The sequence below is a fragment of the Flavonifractor sp. An4 genome, from assembly GCF_002161755.1.
Taxonomy (GTDB): Bacteria; Bacillota; Clostridia; order Oscillospirales; family Oscillospiraceae; genus Flavonifractor; species Flavonifractor avicola.
The window spans coordinates 237,467-252,687 of record NZ_NFIL01000001.1; the positions used below are offsets into that span (position 1 = coordinate 237,467).

Annotated in this window: 15 protein-coding genes and 6 tRNA genes; 7 read left to right on the forward strand and 14 right to left on the reverse strand. The window is 56.9% G+C overall.

Annotation, left to right across the window (positions count from 1 at the left end; all coding sequences use genetic code 11):
- Window positions 1–10 precede the first annotated feature (10 nt).
- The 5 genes from purM (at window position 11) to purD (ending at window position 5,086) form a co-directional block, all read left to right on the forward strand.
- Window positions 11–1,054, forward strand: coding sequence for a phosphoribosylformylglycinamidine cyclo-ligase (gene purM / locus B5F94_RS01015; protein WP_087326749.1), 1,044 nt, complete (start codon window positions 11–13; stop codon window positions 1,052–1,054).
- Window positions 1,051–1,683, forward strand: coding sequence for a phosphoribosylglycinamide formyltransferase (purN, locus tag B5F94_RS01020; RefSeq protein ID WP_087326752.1), 633 nt, complete (start codon window positions 1,051–1,053; stop codon window positions 1,681–1,683). The genes purM and purN overlap by 4 nt, the downstream gene beginning before the upstream one ends.
- 4 nt (window positions 1,684–1,687) lie before the next feature.
- On the forward strand, window positions 1,688–2,395 hold the full coding sequence (locus tag B5F94_RS01025; RefSeq protein WP_087189085.1) for an IMP cyclohydrolase: 708 nt from the start codon (window positions 1,688–1,690) through the stop codon (window positions 2,393–2,395).
- Window positions 2,396–2,414: 19 nt separating this feature from the next.
- On the forward strand, window positions 2,415–3,587 hold the full coding sequence (locus B5F94_RS01030) for a phosphoribosylaminoimidazolecarboxamide formyltransferase (protein ID WP_087326754.1): 1,173 nt from the start codon (window positions 2,415–2,417) through the stop codon (window positions 3,585–3,587).
- Between the two features lie 242 nt (window positions 3,588–3,829).
- Window positions 3,830–5,086: a phosphoribosylamine--glycine ligase gene (gene purD / locus B5F94_RS01035; protein ID WP_087265595.1), complete on the forward strand. Its 1,257-nt coding sequence runs from the start codon at window positions 3,830–3,832 to the stop codon at window positions 5,084–5,086.
- A gap of 51 nt (window positions 5,087–5,137) precedes the next feature.
- Here the strand turns inward: purD and B5F94_RS01040 are convergent, their stop codons facing one another.
- From B5F94_RS01040 to B5F94_RS01090, 11 genes are all read right to left on the reverse strand, one after another.
- A complete protein-coding gene (locus tag B5F94_RS01040) occupies window positions 5,138–5,617 on the reverse strand; it encodes a GNAT family N-acetyltransferase (RefSeq protein ID WP_158094699.1) in 480 nt (159 codons plus the stop codon).
- A gap of 95 nt (window positions 5,618–5,712) precedes the next feature.
- Window positions 5,713–7,506 carry a hypothetical protein gene (locus B5F94_RS01045; protein ID WP_087326758.1) on the reverse strand — a complete coding sequence of 598 codons (1,794 nt, stop codon included), beginning with the start codon at window positions 7,504–7,506 and terminating at the stop codon, window positions 5,713–5,715.
- 54 nt (window positions 7,507–7,560) lie between these two features.
- Entirely contained in the window at window positions 7,561–8,739 is a 1,179-nt protein-coding gene (locus B5F94_RS01050) for a transglutaminase domain-containing protein (RefSeq protein WP_158100231.1), read from the reverse strand.
- Between the two features lie 249 nt (window positions 8,740–8,988).
- Window positions 8,989–9,062 (reverse strand) — tRNA-Cys (locus tag B5F94_RS01055).
- 41 nt (window positions 9,063–9,103) lie between these two features.
- Window positions 9,104–9,179 (reverse strand) — tRNA-Gly (locus tag B5F94_RS01060).
- A 92-nt stretch (window positions 9,180–9,271) separates the two neighbouring features.
- Window positions 9,272–9,347, reverse strand: a tRNA-Phe gene (locus B5F94_RS01065).
- A 3-nt stretch (window positions 9,348–9,350) separates the two neighbouring features.
- Window positions 9,351–9,427 (reverse strand) — tRNA-Asp (locus B5F94_RS01070).
- A 36-nt stretch (window positions 9,428–9,463) separates the two neighbouring features.
- Window positions 9,464–9,539, reverse strand: a tRNA-Val gene (locus tag B5F94_RS01075).
- Window positions 9,540–9,644: 105 nt separating this feature from the next.
- A complete protein-coding gene (hslO, locus tag B5F94_RS01080) occupies window positions 9,645–10,523 on the reverse strand; it encodes an Hsp33 family molecular chaperone HslO (RefSeq protein WP_087326764.1) in 879 nt (292 codons plus the stop codon).
- Window positions 10,524–10,527: 4 nt separating this feature from the next.
- Window positions 10,528–11,274: a class I SAM-dependent DNA methyltransferase gene (locus tag B5F94_RS01085; RefSeq protein ID WP_087326768.1), complete on the reverse strand. Its 747-nt coding sequence runs from the start codon at window positions 11,272–11,274 to the stop codon at window positions 10,528–10,530.
- Window positions 11,264–11,572 carry a YerC/YecD family TrpR-related protein gene (locus B5F94_RS01090; RefSeq protein WP_087189093.1) on the reverse strand — a complete coding sequence of 103 codons (309 nt, stop codon included), beginning with the start codon at window positions 11,570–11,572 and terminating at the stop codon, window positions 11,264–11,266. The genes B5F94_RS01085 and B5F94_RS01090 overlap by 11 nt, the downstream gene beginning before the upstream one ends.
- Before the next feature lie 293 nt (window positions 11,573–11,865).
- On the opposite strand from B5F94_RS01090, the gene B5F94_RS01095 reads away from it, so the two are divergent.
- Window positions 11,866–13,140, forward strand: a complete 1,275-nt coding sequence (locus B5F94_RS01095; protein ID WP_087189094.1) for an adenylosuccinate synthase — start codon at window positions 11,866–11,868, stop codon at window positions 13,138–13,140.
- A 53-nt stretch (window positions 13,141–13,193) separates the two neighbouring features.
- Here B5F94_RS01095 and B5F94_RS01100 read toward each other — a convergent pair whose 3' ends face one another.
- On the reverse strand, window positions 13,194–13,829 hold the full coding sequence (locus B5F94_RS01100; protein WP_087265611.1) for a TetR/AcrR family transcriptional regulator: 636 nt from the start codon (window positions 13,827–13,829) through the stop codon (window positions 13,194–13,196).
- Between the two features lie 193 nt (window positions 13,830–14,022).
- On the opposite strand from B5F94_RS01100, the gene B5F94_RS01105 reads away from it, so the two are divergent.
- Window positions 14,023–14,096, forward strand: a tRNA-Gly gene (locus B5F94_RS01105).
- Between the two features lie 151 nt (window positions 14,097–14,247).
- On the opposite strand, the gene B5F94_RS01110 is transcribed toward B5F94_RS01105, so the two are convergent.
- Both B5F94_RS01110 and B5F94_RS01115 read right to left on the reverse strand, forming a co-directional pair.
- The gene (locus B5F94_RS01110) at window positions 14,248–14,679 is read right to left on the reverse strand and encodes a hypothetical protein (RefSeq protein WP_087326771.1); all 432 of its coding nucleotides are present in this window, start codon (window positions 14,677–14,679) and stop codon (window positions 14,248–14,250) included.
- Window positions 14,680–14,994, reverse strand: a complete 315-nt coding sequence (locus tag B5F94_RS01115) for a hypothetical protein (RefSeq protein ID WP_087326774.1) — start codon at window positions 14,992–14,994, stop codon at window positions 14,680–14,682.
- Between the last annotated feature and the right edge of the window lie 227 nt (window positions 14,995–15,221).

Sequence of the window (15,221 nt, forward strand, 5' to 3'; positions counted from 1 at the left end):
GTTTCTCCGTATGAAAAATTCTCACTCTGAGTCCTACGCCGCCGCCGGCGTGGATGTGACCGCCGGCTATGAGTCGGTAGAACGCATCAAGCCCATGGTGGAATCCACCTATATCCCCGGCGTCATGGGCACCCTGGGCGGCTTTGGCGGTCTGTTTGCCCCCGATATGGCGGGCATGAAGAAGCCCGTGCTGGTGTCCGGCACCGACGGCGTGGGCACCAAGCTGCGCCTGGCCCAGCTGATGAACAAGCACGACACCATCGGCATCGACTGCGTGGCCATGTGCGTCAACGATATCATCTGCGGCGGTGCCACTCCCCTGTTCTTCCTGGATTATATCGCCTGCGGCAAGAACGATCCCGCCCGCATCGCCGACATCGTGGCTGGTATCACCGAGGGCTGCCGCCAGGCGGGCTGCGCCCTGGTGGGCGGCGAGACCGCCGAGCACCCCGGCCTGATGGCGGAGGACGACTACGATGTGGCCGGTTTCTCCGTGGGCATTGTAGACGAGGAGAAGATCATCGACGGCAAGGCCCTGGCCGCAGGCGATACCCTCATCGGTCTGGCCTCCACCGGCGTCCACTCCAACGGCTTCTCCCTGGTCCGTAAGGTGCTGGACGTGGAGCACGCCGACCTGACCTCCCCCATGGAGGAGCTGGGCGGCAAGAGCCTGGGTAAGACCCTGCTCACTCCCACCCGCATCTATGTCAAAGCGATCCTGGCCCTGCTGAAGGGCGGCATCGACGTTCATGCCATCAGCCATATCACCGGCGGCGGCTTCTACGAGAACGTGCCCCGCATGATGACCGAAGGACTCACCGCCCGCATTGATCTGAGCACCTTCCCCCGCCTGCCCATTTTCGATCTCATCGAAAAGAAGGGCGGCATTCCCACCCGGGATATGTACAACACCTTCAACATGGGCATCGGCATGATCCTGGCCCTTCCCGCCGCTCAGGCGGAGCAGGCCATGGAACTGCTGGCCCAGGCCGGCGAGCAGGCCTACGTCATCGGCTCTGTGGTTGACGGCGACGCCGGGGTGGAACTGGTATGACCCGAATCGCTGTACTGGTCTCCGGCGGCGGGACCAATCTCCAGGCCCTCATCGGCGCCCGGGACCGGGGAGAGCTGGGCGGCGGAGAACTGGCCGCCGTCATCTCCTCCAAAGCCGACGCCTATGCCCTGGAGCGAGCAAAAAACGCCGGTATCCCCGGTTATGTGGTAGCCCGGAAGGACTACGACTCAAACCGCGCCATGACCCAGGCCCTGGTAGCCAAGCTGAAGGAACTGGGCATCGATCTGGTGGTGCTGGCCGGTTTCATGCACATTCTGACTGAGGAAATGGTGCAGGCCTACCCCAACGCCATCCTCAACGTTCATCCCGCCCTCATCCCGTCCTTCTGCGGGGCGGGCTATTATGGCCTTCACGTCCACGAAAAGGCCCTGGCCTACGGTTTGAAGGTCACTGGCGCCACCGTTCACTTTGTGAATGAGGAGCCCGACGGCGGCCCCATCGTCCTCCAGAAAGCGGTGGACATTCTGCCCGGCGACACCCCCGAGGTGCTCCAGCGCCGGGTCATGGAGCAGGCCGAGTGGCATATTCTACCCCAGGCCGTCGCTCTGTTCTGTCAAGGCCGCCTCTCCGTGGAGGGACGGATCGTTACCATCAAAGAAGGGGAATGATGTTATGAAAACGCTGGACCTGACCCAACTGCTGCAAAGCAATCCCTATCCCGGCCGCGGCATCGTGCTGGGCCGCTCCGCCGACGACACCAAGGCGGTCATCGCCTACTTCATCATGGGCCGCAGCGAGAACTCCCGCAACCGTGTGTTTGTGGAGACCCCCGACGGCATCCGCACCCAGGCCTTTGATCCCTCCAAGATGACCGACCCCTCCCTCATCATCTACAATCCAGTCCGGGTGTTCGGCGCCTCCACCATTGTCACCAACGGTGACCAGACCGACACCATCCGGGAGGGCCTGGCCGCCGGCAAGACCTTCTCTCAGGCTCTACATACCCGCACCTTCGAGCCGGATGAGCCCAACTACACCCCCCGTATTTCCGGTCTGGTAAAGAAGGACGGCGACTATGTGCTCTCCATCCTGAAGAGCGCCGACGGCGATCCCGCCTCCTGCCGCCGCTACTTCTATGCCTATGAGAAGCCCCTGGCCGGTCAGGGCCACTTCATCCACACCTACATGGGAGACGGCAATCCCCTGCCCTCCTTCGAGGGTGAGCCGGAGCAGATCGCCATCACCAGCGAGACTCCCGAGGAATTTGCCCAGCTGATCTGGAACAGCCTCAATGAGGAGAACAAGGTCTCCCTCTTTGTGCGCTATATCGACATCATGACCGGCAACTGGGAGACCGTCATCCTCAACAAGCATCAGTAAAAAGGAGGAAGCACAGAACATGACCGAACTGGAGCTGAAATACGGCTGCAACCCCAATCAGAAGCCCGCCCGCATCTTTATGGAGTCCGGCGAGCTGCCCATCAAGGTGCTTAACGGCAAACCTGGCTACATCAACTTTCTGGACGCGCTGAACTCCTGGCAGCTGGTCAAGGAGCTGAAGGAGGCCACCGGCCTGCCCGCCGCCGCTTCCTTCAAGCACGTCTCCCCCGCAGGCGCTGCTGTGGGCACTCCCCTCACCGACGTGGAGAAGAAGATCTACTTTGCGGAGGACATGGACCTGTCCCCCATCGCCTGCGCCTATGTGAAGGCCCGCGGCGCCGACCGGCTGTGCTCCTACGGCGACTGGGCCGCCCTGTCCGACGTGTGCGACGCCCAGACCGCCCGCTATCTGGCTCTGGAGGTGTCCGACGGCGTCATCGCCCCCGGCTACACTGAGGAGGCCCTGGCCATCCTCAAGACCAAGCGCAAGGGCGGCTACAACGTGGTGGAGATCGATCCCAACTACGTCCCCAAGGCCATCGAGCACAAGGACGTGTTCGGCATCACCTTTGAGCAGGGCCGTAACAACCATGAGATCAACGCCGACCTGCTGAACAACATCGTTACCGACAACAAAGAGCTGCCCGAGCACGCCAAGCGGGATATGCTCATCTCCTTGATCACCCTGAAATACACCCAGTCCAACTCCGTGTGCTATGTGAAGGACGGTCAGGCCATCGGTGTGGGTGCCGGCCAGCAGAGCCGCATCCACTGCACCCGTCTGGCAGGCAACAAAGCGGACAACTGGCTGCTGCGCCAGCATCCCAAGGTTCTGGGCCTCCAGTTCGTGGACGGCATCCGCCGCCCCGATCGGGACAACGCCATCGACGTGTACATCTCCGACGAGTACGAGGATGTGCTGGCCGAGGGCGTGTGGCAGAACACCTTCAAGGTCAAGCCCGAGGTGCTCACCGCTGAGGAGAAAAAGGCCTGGATCGCTACCCAGTCCGGTGTGACCGTGGGTTCCGACGCCTTCTTCCCCTTCGGTGACAACGTGGAGCGGGCCCGCAAGTCCGGCGTGTCCTACATCGTGCAGCCCGGCGGCTCCATCCGGGACGACCACGTCATTGCCACCTGCAATAAGTACGGCATTGTCATGGCCTTTACCGGGATGCGGCTGTTCCACCATTAAACCAGTTCCAGGGGGTATCCAATACCCCCTGGATACGCAGAACTGCGCCAATGTACATTGGCGCAGTTCTGCGATACCCCCGGTTTCGCGCCCACGGCGCGGGTCGGGGTATGTCTGGGAGAAGTGAATTCTCCCAGACATACATCTGATTTTTTCGCTCCGGGGTCACGGAGCGCAACACCCTCCGCGAAAAAGCTTTTCGCTACGCGAAAAGGACGGGGGTAACGAAACGAGGTTTGAACATGAAGGTATTAGTCGTAGGCGGAGGCGGGCGGGAGCACGCCATCTGCTGGAAGCTGTCCCAGAGCCCCCATGTCACCCGGCTCTACTGCGCCCCCGGCAACGGCGGCATTGAATCCATCGCCCAGTGCGTTCCCATCGCCGCCACCGACGTGGACGGTATGGTGAAGTGGGCCAAGAGCCACGCCATGGATTTTGTGGTGGTAGCCCCCGATGATCCCCTGGCTCTGGGCATGGTGGACGCCATGGAGGCGGCGGGTATCCCTGCCTTCGGCCCCACCGCGGACGCCGCCATCATCGAGGCCAGCAAGATCTTCTCCAAGAACCTGATGAAGAAGTACAACATCCCCACCGCCAAATATGAGACCTTTACCGACATGGACGCCGCTCTGGCCTATGTGGAAGCTCAGGGCGCCCCCATCGTGGTTAAGGCCGACGGCCTGGCTCTGGGTAAGGGCGTGATTGTGGCCCAGACTGTGGAGGAGGCCAAGGATGCCGTCCGCTCCATGATGAGCGATCACCGTTTCGGCGAGGCTGGGGCCAAGGTCGTCATCGAGGAGTGCATGACCGGACCCGAGGTCACCGTGCTGGCCTTCTGCGATGGAGAGCATATTTTGTGTATGCCCTCCTCTCAGGACCATAAGCGGGCCTATGACGACAACCAGGGCCCCAATACCGGCGGCATGGGCGCCATCTCCCCCTCCCCCAACTATACCGCCGCCGTGGCCATCCAGTGTATGCGGGACATCTTCCTGCCCACCGTAGCAGCACTGAAGGCGGAGGGCCGCCCCTTCAAGGGCGTCATCTACTTCGGCCTCATGATTACTCCCGAGGGTCCCAAGGTGGTGGAGTACAACGCCCGCTTCGGCGATCCCGAGTGTCAGGCCGTCCTCTCTCTGCTGGACTCCGACCTGATGGAGATCTTCGCCGCCTGCCGTGAGGGCCAGCTCAACAAGATGGATATCCGCTGGAAGCCCGGCGCGGCCTGCTGCCTTGTGCTGGCCTCCGGCGGCTACCCCGGCAGCTATCAGAAGGGCTACCCCATTACCGGCCTGGAGGAGGCCGGCGAGACCGCCGTGGTATTCCACGCCGGTACCAAGCTGGACGACAACGGTGATATCGTTACCAATGGTGGTCGTGTTCTGGGCGTCACCGCCGTGGGCGACAGTCTGGATGAGGCCATCGACGGCGCTTACGCCGCCGCCAAGCACATTCACTTCCAGGATATGCACTTCCGCACTGACATTGGTCGGGTATAAACGCCATAAAAAAGGCCTCCGGCCGGGAAATCCCGGCTGGAGGCCTTTTTCTTAGTTGAATTTCTCCATCCAGTAATGGTCGTTATCCTCACAGACTTTGATCCCGTCCTGGTAGCGATAGCCCAGTTTCAAATAGAACTCGTGGGAGGTCAGAGAAGCGGAAACCGCCACACGCTTGGCAGCCCGGAACAGCGGGTCAGCCTCCAGGGTCTGCACCAATTTTCTGCCCACACCCTTGCCTTCCCAGTCAGGCCGTACAAACAGGGCCCTGATCTCGCACTCCCCCGGCCGGTCCTCCATAGGCGCCACAGAGCCGCAGGCCAGCAGCTCATCCCCCAGCATAGCCACATAGCTGTGTCCGCCTGATTTGGGGATAGCAGCCACACCTTCCGGATTGTAATACTCTACAAACTCCATCAGAGCCTCGCGGGGATAGTCCCGAATATTGACCTCCAGCAACACCCGGCCGATGAGGGCCGATACCTCAGCCACCTGGTTCTCCTCCATGGGGCGTATGCAGATTTGTTCCACTATCTTCTCGCTCCTTTTCATCCGTCGGTGCGGATATCTTAATTCGCTCTCAGTATACGCCGATATTCAGAGGCTGACAAGACGCTTGCGTCAATTCAGGCCGTCCCCACACGGGAGTCCTTTCGTTTCTCCTCCTCGCTGAGCTTCACAAAGGGGACCAGATCATGGTGGAGCTTTGCCAGATCATTTCTGCTCTCCGGTGAGACAGATCCGCTGAACCGGTAGCCCTCGGACCGCATATAGGCGTTCCAGCGCCTGTGCTCCAGCTCCTCAATGGTTCTCCGCTCATCTGGAGTCAGCTCACTTTCCTTCTTTGAGGCCCCAGGGATTCCGCATAAGATCCGCATTTTCAAATGGATTGCCGCAGCAACGGAAGAACGATAGTTAAATTCGTATGCCCAAAAGGCGCTCTCTGTTCCCCATTTCAGATGCCGCTCCAATGCGGCCTGTTCCAACTCCGAGTCCAGAATGACTTCTTGAGAATAGGATTCATTCAAATCCCCAATGAAGGAAATGCGATACCGATTGCCCCGGTAATCGGTGATCCCCTCCAATGCCTTTTTCTTCAAAGGATCATATACAATGGTCTGAATTGTAGGATGCTGTCCTTGACGTTCACACATGATTCTGGCATTGATCGCCGCCTCAACGTTCCGGCCATCATCCCCCAGCGCTACAAAGACGTGGCTGATTGGTCCGATGGCATGAAAGCAGTCCGCATACCGGGCGGTCTGCACATCCATTCCTCCATGGATCACAATATGATACTGCGCTTCGCCCGGCGTAGCGGTTCCGTTGCGCTCCGGCGACATCAATTCCGGACACAGCGCGGTAAACCGCTCCTCTGCGTCATTTCTTTGGTCAAAGACGTGAATTTTTACCTGATACCCGTCCATTTGACAAAACCAGGATAAGGCTTTCAGCATCTCCGTGCCATACCGGCCCAAACCAATCAGTACCACCGATATCAGCTTATAGGTCCCGCAGTCTATGGCCCCCTCAAACAGAGAACCGCCTTCCCGGTACAGGGTCTGACTGATCAGAGACCGGATCACATTCACTCTCCGGACCCGCATTCCGCCATCCACAGCAGTCTGGAACAAAACCTCGCTTTCCACCCTGGTGGAGAAAACATACAGGCGGAAATTGGGGAGGTTTTTATACGCCTCCACCAACTTGATGGACTGCTCAATATTTTCGGACTCATTCTCCCCTATCGCAATTAAAGACACACAGCTTCTCTTGCTGTGGACGTTCCAGCTGATATCAACGATGTCCTTTTTGAAGCAGACCGCTTTCAGCTCTCTTGCCTTCTCACACAGCTCAAAGATAGACTCCTCATGGTTCTCAAATACATCCATAAAAACAAGCAGACAGCGTCTGTCCTTCTCCTGGATGCTTCGCGCCAGAACCAGAGCCTGCTCGTTCAGTTCGGAAAAAACATAAACGTCGGTCCCATAGTGAAACAGCAAGGAGCGATAAGCGGAAATATTCTTAAAAAAGGACAGGACAAAGCCAAAGGTAAGAGCGGGAGCCAGTACATACAGCACTGCGGCAACAACCGAGTACCCGGTACGTACCACACCGTCTGGTAAAGCGGAGGTAAATGCCAGTACACCGTCAAACTCCCCATCCAGCACAAACAGCCTCATGGTACTGTGAATGGACAGCAGTACGCTGTTTATCCCTCCCACAAAATCCTTTGGGAGCTGCTCCAGATGAAGGGGGAGAAACAGCAGGACCGCAGCAAGGAATACCCCGGCCAGGACGCACTTGACCGGCGACAGAAACCGCCCCCGCTGATAGGGCGCTCTATATATCCTGACAGCGGCAATCAGGCTGCCCGCCAGAAGCAGCACCGAAAGGTAAAAACAACAATCTGCCCACATATCAATTTCCTTCCTGTGAGGCGGCCTGTCCGCCATACAGCTTTTTAGACTCGCTCATGCCTCCGGGAACAGGTCCAGACACAGCGAACCTTCTGAGTGGAAATAGGTATACTGACTGACCGGATAGCCTGCCTGCTCCAGCACAGCGGTCATAGCCTCCCCGTCCTGTACCAACTCCATCAGCTGAGCATATACCGCTTCATCTGCGGCCAGTACAGTAAGGCTTCCGCCAGTCTGAGAGGAGAAGATCCGGACCAGTTCTTCTGTGTTGAACTGCTCCAGCACCCAGCCGTTGCGGTAGTGGTAATTGCACGCCACCGCGGAACTGGGCGTCATCTCCGCGCCTCGCTCCGGCTCCGCAAAATGGGTAGAGGCCATACGCTCACTGGTAACTGCAAACCAGCTATAAGTATGTCCGTCCGGATGTGTCTCCTGGTCGTCCCATGTCACGTCGGTATAATATACCTCCCCATCCAGAACCACCTTTGTCCAGGCATGGGACTGGGCACCTGTTCCATTGTCAGCAGTACCCCGCACTGTCTCGGCCTGGATACCGGCCCGGCGCAGGAGGTACACGTAGGCCTGACTGTATCCGGAACACACACACCGTCCATTTACCAACGCACCGTACAGGTCCTGATCGCTGCCGTCGCTGCTGCTCTGATATACAATGTGATCACACAGCCAGTCATGCAGGCTCAGGGCAGTCTTATAGTCTCCCGCCCCTTCTGGAATGGCAGCCAGCGCCTGGGCCTCCGCTTGCTCCACCTGTTCCCGTCGGGCGGTCAGATCCGTATATTTCCAGTCAAATTCCACCTGATACTCCGTATCGCTGCCAACCAATTCGTAGCCTTCCAACCAGAAGAATTCCGGCTGACGCTGGAGCTGTTCCAGCACTTGCCCGATTTGCTCCATACTCATATCTTCCGCTGTAAAGTTCACTACCTGCTGCTGCCCGTCTACCTGCTCATAGAGATATTGGTAGAGGATACTCTCCGGATCTTCCTTCTCAGGGCGCTCTGTAACGACCACAGACGGCGTCTGAAGACTTGTCGTGACCTGAGGTAAGGGTAATTCTGTTTCAATCGGAGAGGCCGCTGTAGACCCTTCCTTGGGCGAGAGCAGCATCCGCACCAGCACCACACCTATGCCTATCACCAGAAACAAAACAATCAGCAGCACCACACCGGAGGCGCTCCGCCTGCGTCTCTTCGATCTTCTCTTTTTCTTCATATCCGCTCTTCCCCTCTCCACCATACTGTTGTTCTACATTTTTCTCATTATACCATATCATATGATATTTTCCAGTATATACAAAGAAGAAAACCGGTTACCTACCGATAACCGGTTCTCTTCTTGTCCAAACAATATAGATGCAAACTAAGACTAGCAGCCCAAGCAGTGAGCGGCGCATTTACGCCAAACATTTTGATTGCTCAAGAAATCAAAAAGAAAACCGACTATCTTTCGATAGTCGGTTTTTGGAGGCGACACCCAGATTCGAACTGGGGGTGGAGCTTTTGCAGAGCTCTGCCTTACCACTTGGCTATGTCGCCATATGGATAAAAGGAAGGGCGGACCTTCCTTTTATCATTTTTGGAGCAGGTGACGAGGCTCGAACTCGCTACCTCCACCTTGGCAAGGTGGCGCTCTACCAGATGAGCTACACCTGCATCTGTTTCCATCCTATGAAAAGAATGAAACACATATGCCTGAATTTTGAAGGTGCCCCTGGTGGATACCTTGCGGTATCCACCAGGAACGGTGGTGCCTCCGGCCGGAATCGAACCAGCGACACGGGGATTTTCAGTCCCCTGCTCTACCAACTGAGCTACAGAGGCAAATGGCGACGCGGAAGGGACTTGAACCCTCGACCTCCGGCGTGACAGGCCGGCGTTCTAACCAACTGAACTACCGCGCCAGACGGTAGGGGGTACGGGAGCTCCCAGAAAGGGAGTGGTGGGAACAACAGGGCTCGAACCTGTGACATCATGCTTGTAAGGCATGCGCTCTCCCAGCTGAGCTATGCTCCCTCGTTCTTCTTTCGCTTTCGTTTGGCTGTCGGGCTAAGCGACGAAAGTTATTATACAAGAACGACCCCCAGTTGTCAACAACTTTTTTCGATTTTTTTCAAAAAATCAAATCGAATTCAGAAGGCCTTGCAATTCCTCGCCTGTAAAGTCATAAACCTTGTCGCAAAACTGGCAGGTGAGCTCCGCTTTGCCCTGATCTTTGATGAGAGACTCCAGTTCTTCCCGGCCCATACTGATGAGGGCGCGGGTCACCCGCTCACGGCTGCAATAGCAGCGGTACTCCACCGGCTCCTCACTGAGGACCTCCAGGTCAAAGGCAGACAGAACACGCTCCACCAGGCTGCGGGCACTCTCACCGTTGCGCATAGCCTCGGTAACGGGGCCCACCTTGGCAATGCCCTCTTCAATAGCAGTAATAACGCTGTCGTCTGCACCAGGCAGCAGCTGAATCAGATAACCACCGGCGCACAGTACACTCTGATCCACGTCCACCAGCACACCTAGGGCGCAGGCGGAAGGGATCTGCTCACTTTCCGCAAAATAAGAAGTGATGTCCTCGGCGATCTCACCGGATACCAGAGGGATGGTACCCACATAGGGCTCCTTTATGTTCATGTCCTTGATGACAGTAAGGGAGCCGTCCTTGCCCACAGCAGAACCCACATCCAGCTTGGCAGGGCCCTTCAAAGGCAGGTCAACCAGGGGGTTGACCACATAGCCCCGTGCATTGCCGGCGCTGTCGGACACCACAGTGATGCCGCCCAGAGGTCCATCGCCCTTGATCCGCAGGGTAACAGAGCCGTTTTCCTCCTTCAGTTGGTTGCCCATCATGGAGGCGGCCATCAGGGAGCGGCCCAGAGCCGCAGTAGCCACCGGCAGGGTCTTATGGATCTGTCTGGCCCGCTCCACCATGGCCCGGGCGGAAATGGCCGAGGCCTTGACGGGAGCGTCCTTGGCCAGAACGCGAATGATCGAATCTGACATACGTTTAAAATTCCTTTCGTGCGGCGAAAAAGATGCGCTGTTCCCCCGGTCCGGGGCGGCGCATCTTCAGTTCGCCATATTGCTTGATCTGCCGAAAACCGGCCTGGCGCAGCATCTGCTCCAGCTCTTCCGGCTCATAGGCGTATTCCTCATGGACCTCCTCCATCCGGCTCCACAGTCCATTCTCCTCCCGGCAGAAGATATCGAAGCCGTAGGTACAGATACGCCGGCGGGGCGAGTATTCCGCCCGCCAGATACAGCAGGCTTCCTCATCCTCATCCATGAAAAGCTGACCGTCCAGCCCCTTCAGCTTGTCCGGGGTATTGATGTCAAAGAGAAACAGTCCTCCCGGCATCAAAAAGGTATGGACCCGCTGAAAGGCCCGCGCCAGTTTTTTGGGCTGGGTAACATAGTTTACACTGTCCAGACAACAGACACAGGCATCGATGGTACCATACAGGTCCAACTTCTCCATGGCCTGGTGCAGAAAGATAGGAGGAATCCCCTCCACGTCCCGGGCCTTCTCGGCTGCCTGGGCCAGCATCTCCTCTGACAGGTCGGCGCCGATCATCTCGTACCCCCGCTGGGCCAGCTCACAGGTCAGGGTACCAGTACCGCAGGCCAGATCCAGCACAGTATGGATGGGCAGCTTACTGCGGGCAAAGTGCTTCTCCAGGTAGTCGGCCCAAGCGGCGTAAGGAACGTCGGCTGTAAAACGGTCATAACAGCCGGCCAGATATTCATACGCCATTGCCGCTCTGCTTCTCCTTGATCCGGGGCAGCACGGCCTGATAGCCGTCGGCACCGTACTGCAAAGACCGGTTCACCCGGCTGATGGTGGCACTGGAAGCGCCGGTGCGCTCCAGAATGTCGTTGTAGATCATGCCCTCGGACAACAGCATTGCCACTTCAAAACGCTGTTCCATGGCCCGCAGTTCCGCCACCGTACAGAGGTCGGAAAAGAACTTCCGGCACTCGTCCAGGTCCTTCAGGGTGAGGATCGCTTCATACAGCAGATCACTGTGTTCCCGCTTTTCGTTTTTCGTCATAGAGTGTTTGACCTCCTGATGATTCTCTTTCGGAAACCGGCGGGCAGCTTCTTAGCCGCCCGTTTTTCTTATTTTATCAAAGTGAAGTGTGGAAGTAAACCTCTTTTTTTACTTTTCCAACAAAACGCGGTGTTCTGGAAGGTGATGGCAATCATTTTATGACATTTTTTCTCTTTTTTTGCCTTGATTCAAGGGAGAAAGCGTACTATAATACCGCGTGGGGAATGATATCCCCATGGATTGCCGACGGGAAAAGGCCAATGCGCGAATCCCCGCGGCAGGAGGAATCCAATATGGTGAAAGCAATTGTAGGCGCCAACTGGGGCGACGAAGGCAAGGGCAAGATCACCGATCTGCTGGCGGAGAAGTCCGATGTAGTCATCCGCTTCCAGGGAGGCGCCAACGCAGGCCATACCATTATCTGCGATTATGGTAAATTCGCTCTGCATCAGCTGCCTTCCGGCGTATTCTACTCCCACACCACCAACATCATCGGCAATGGTGTGGCCCTGGATGTAACGAAATTTGCTGCTGAGCTCAAGCATCTGGAGGACGGCGGCGTACCTGCCCCCCACATTATCGTGGATCAGCGGACTCAGTTGCTGATGAGCTACCATGTGCTGCTGGACAGCTGCGAGGAGGAACGCCTGGCCGGCGCCGCCTTCGGCTCCACCAAGTCCGGTATCGCTCCTTTCTATTCTGACAAGTATGCCAAAATCGGTATTCAGGTGGCCGATCTGTGGTATGAGGACCGGCTCAAGGCTCAGCTGGAACATATCTGTGCCCTGAAAAACGTTCTTCTGGAGCATCTTTATCATAAGCCTCTTCTGGACCCCAAGGATCTGTTTGAGGAACTGATGGGCTATAAGAAGATCCTGGAGCCTTACGTGGGCGACGCGGTCAGCTTTGTGCACCAGGCCCTGAAGGAGGGCAAGCAGGTGCTGCTGGAGGGTCAGCTGGGCTCCATGAAGGATCCCAACCTGGGCATCTGCCCCATGACCACCTCCTCCCACACGCTGGCCGGCTTCGGTACTGTGGGCGGCGGAGTACCTCCCACGGCATTTTCCGACATCGTGACTGTAACCAAGGCCTATTCTTCCGCCGTGGGCGCCGGCGCTTTCGTCAGCGAACTCTTCGGGGATGAGGCCGAGGAGCTGCGCCGCCGGGGCGGTGACGCCGGCGAGTACGGCGCTACCACCGGTCGTCCCCGCCGGGTGGGCTGGTTTGATGCCGTGGCTACCCGGTACGGCTGCATGGTGCAGGGTACCACTCAGGTGGCTCTCACCGCCATTGACTGTCTGGGCTATCTGGATGAGATCAAGGTATGTACTGGCTACGAGATCAACGGTAAAGTGACCCGGGACTTCCCGGTACCCGCCCTGCTGGATCAGGCCAAGCCGGTCTATACCACTCTGCCCGGCTGGAAGTGCGATATCCGGGGCGTTACCGACTTTGATGCCCTGCCCCAGCAGGCCAAGGATTATGTGACCTTCCTGGAGAAGGAGATCGAGTGCCCCATCACCATCGTCTCCACCGGCCCCAAGCGCCACGAGATCTGCTATCGATAAAAACAGAGAACCCGGTCCGGAAATCCGGACCGGGTTCATACTGTATACAGTACTTACATATTCGCTTTGGTCAGGGAGGCCAGCAGCAGCCGGGCACCGTGCTGGAGATACTCCTCCCGGGTCAGGCCCAAGGTGCGCTGGATGTAATTCTCCCTCTGCTCAGCGGTATGTACCATACCGGAGAGAGCAGACCAGAACAGGAGAACGGTCTCCATGGGAGGCAGCTGAGAACGCACCGCGCCGTCCGCTGCACCCCGTACCAGGAAATCAGCCAGTTCCTGTTCAATCTCATCGCTGACCCGCAGGATATCGGACAACCCCTTCTGGAGGGTGTCGCCATCCTGAGACAGGGGGATAGAACCAGTGGCGGCATCGTAGGCAGTGGGATTTTCATCATAGAAACGCACGATCGCCTGGCACACCGCGTCATAGGCCTGGAACCAATCACTGTGGCTCTCAATGGCCTCATGCAGCTTCTTCTTCAGCAGCACCATCCCACTGAGGAGGATTGCGTTGATGATCTCCTCCTTGCTCTGAAAATAGACATACAAAGTCGCCTTGCTGTACTCGGCCTCTCGGGCAATGTCATCCATGGTGGTCTTTTCGGTGCCCTTTTCCGCAAACAGCCGCTCGGCAGCGGCCAGGATGGAGCCCCGATGGAATTCAGTCAATGCCTGTTTTTTGCTCATCGTACTTCCAACCTTTCCATACCCTTTCAGTTATTATACCTTTGGTTTAAGAAATGATATCACGGATTGGAATAGATTGCAAGGTTTTTTGTGATTTTTCAGCGCTCATAGCGAAAGAATGAGAACGCTGTCACAAAAAAATTCTTGCCAAATATAAGGGCATATGCTATAATGCCTAAGTCAATAAGCCCATGCAGGTATAGTTCAGTGGCAGAACGTCAGCTTCCCAAGCTGAATATGAGGGTTCGATTCCCTTTACCTGCTCCAACAAAGAAAACCCTGTATCCGCAACGGATACAGGGTTTTTTCTTACTCTTGCAACGGAAAGAGCGATTCCAGTTTAGTGTGTGCGTTTCCGGTTTCGGTAGTGCAAAACCTGAATTTAACACACAAATTGCACACGGCGTTACACACGGATTTACCGGCGGGCGGTATCCAGCAGTACCTTCACGGCATTATCGTTGTATTGCTCTCCGTCCACGTTGTTGATAGTGGCGCTGTCACCATCAACCGTCTGGGTGGTGGTTGTTTCGGTGGCGGTCGTGGTTTCCTCGATCACAACGCCCTCCTCCAGGATGCGGTGGATGGCCGCCAGCTCTCCGCCCTGGCGCTGGATCACGGTGCCCTGGCGCTGGATCACGGTGCCCTGGTAGACGCACACACACAGGCACACGGCGGCCAGCACAGCGGCCAGCACAGCGACAAGACGGAGACGCCGCGCCGCCGCTGTGGCCGCCTGTACGTCCTCACGGGCGCTTTCCCACATCTTCAAAACCAGTTTCAAAAGACCCTGGCTCATCTGGAGGCCTTCGCGCTCGGCTTCGTCAATGATCTTCTTGGCGTCGTCCATTTAGCTCATCCTCTCTAATATCTTTTGGATCGCTGCGTTAATAACCTGCCGGTCCTCCATGCGGCTTTCCAGATTCCCGACACGATTAAACAGGGTCTTGATCTGCTCGGAGTGGCTGGCATGGATTCCGGCGGCGTCTCGCTGCCATTCCGCAATCTTGTCCAGCTTGTGGCTCATGTCCGTAGTCGTGGCAATCAGTTGGTCAATCTTGCTGTCCTGCTGCGGGTCAGGTTTTGTGTCGCGGCCAATGCCGTAAAAGAGAGACACGGCGGAGACTCCGACGGCAACAACCGATACAATGATGGAGTAATCCATTTAATACCCCCGATTCGCTATGTTGACTTTTAGGATCAAAATATTATAAAATAATAATTTTAGCTTTTCAATAGAAAAGCACAAAATAGATAAAGAAAACCGCCCCAGAAGGGGCGGTATGTCAAACAAGGGACTCATTGCTTAAATCTCCTCCAGGAAGAGCAAAATCGCCTACGCTCGTCTCAACTCTATCAAGATAAAGAAGATTGTGTTCTTTTGCGTACTCT

Bases quoted from the DNA above. Each gene is read 5' to 3' on its own strand.
- purM (WP_087326749.1), top strand. From the start codon at position 11: ATGAAAAATTCTCACTCTGAGTCCTACGCCGCCGCCGGCGTGGATGTG.
- hslO (WP_087326764.1), bottom strand. From the start codon at position 10,523: ATGTCAGATTCGATCATTCGCGTTCTGGCCAAGGACGCTCCCGTCAAG.
- B5F94_RS01045 (WP_087326758.1), bottom strand. From the start codon at position 7,506: ATGTGGGCAGATTGTTGTTTTTACCTTTCGGTGCTGCTTCTGGCGGGC.
- B5F94_RS01100 (WP_087265611.1), bottom strand. From the start codon at position 13,829: ATGAGCAAAAAACAGGCATTGACTGAATTCCATCGGGGCTCCATCCTG.
- B5F94_RS01090 (WP_087189093.1), bottom strand. From the start codon at position 11,572: ATGACGAAAAACGAAAAGCGGGAACACAGTGATCTGCTGTATGAAGCG.
- B5F94_RS01025 (WP_087189085.1), top strand. From the start codon at position 1,688: ATGAAAACGCTGGACCTGACCCAACTGCTGCAAAGCAATCCCTATCCC.
- B5F94_RS01085 (WP_087326768.1), bottom strand. From the start codon at position 11,274: ATGGCGTATGAATATCTGGCCGGCTGTTATGACCGTTTTACAGCCGAC.
- purN (WP_087326752.1), top strand. From the start codon at position 1,051: ATGACCCGAATCGCTGTACTGGTCTCCGGCGGCGGGACCAATCTCCAG.
- B5F94_RS01095 (WP_087189094.1), top strand. From the start codon at position 11,866: ATGGTGAAAGCAATTGTAGGCGCCAACTGGGGCGACGAAGGCAAGGGC.
- B5F94_RS01030 (WP_087326754.1), top strand. From the start codon at position 2,415: ATGACCGAACTGGAGCTGAAATACGGCTGCAACCCCAATCAGAAGCCC.
- B5F94_RS01110 (WP_087326771.1), bottom strand. From the start codon at position 14,679: ATGGACGACGCCAAGAAGATCATTGACGAAGCCGAGCGCGAAGGCCTC.
- purD (WP_087265595.1), top strand. From the start codon at position 3,830: ATGAAGGTATTAGTCGTAGGCGGAGGCGGGCGGGAGCACGCCATCTGC.
- B5F94_RS01050 (WP_158100231.1), bottom strand. From the start codon at position 8,739: ATGAAGAAAAAGAGAAGATCGAAGAGACGCAGGCGGAGCGCCTCCGGT.
- B5F94_RS01115 (WP_087326774.1), bottom strand. From the start codon at position 14,994: ATGGATTACTCCATCATTGTATCGGTTGTTGCCGTCGGAGTCTCCGCC.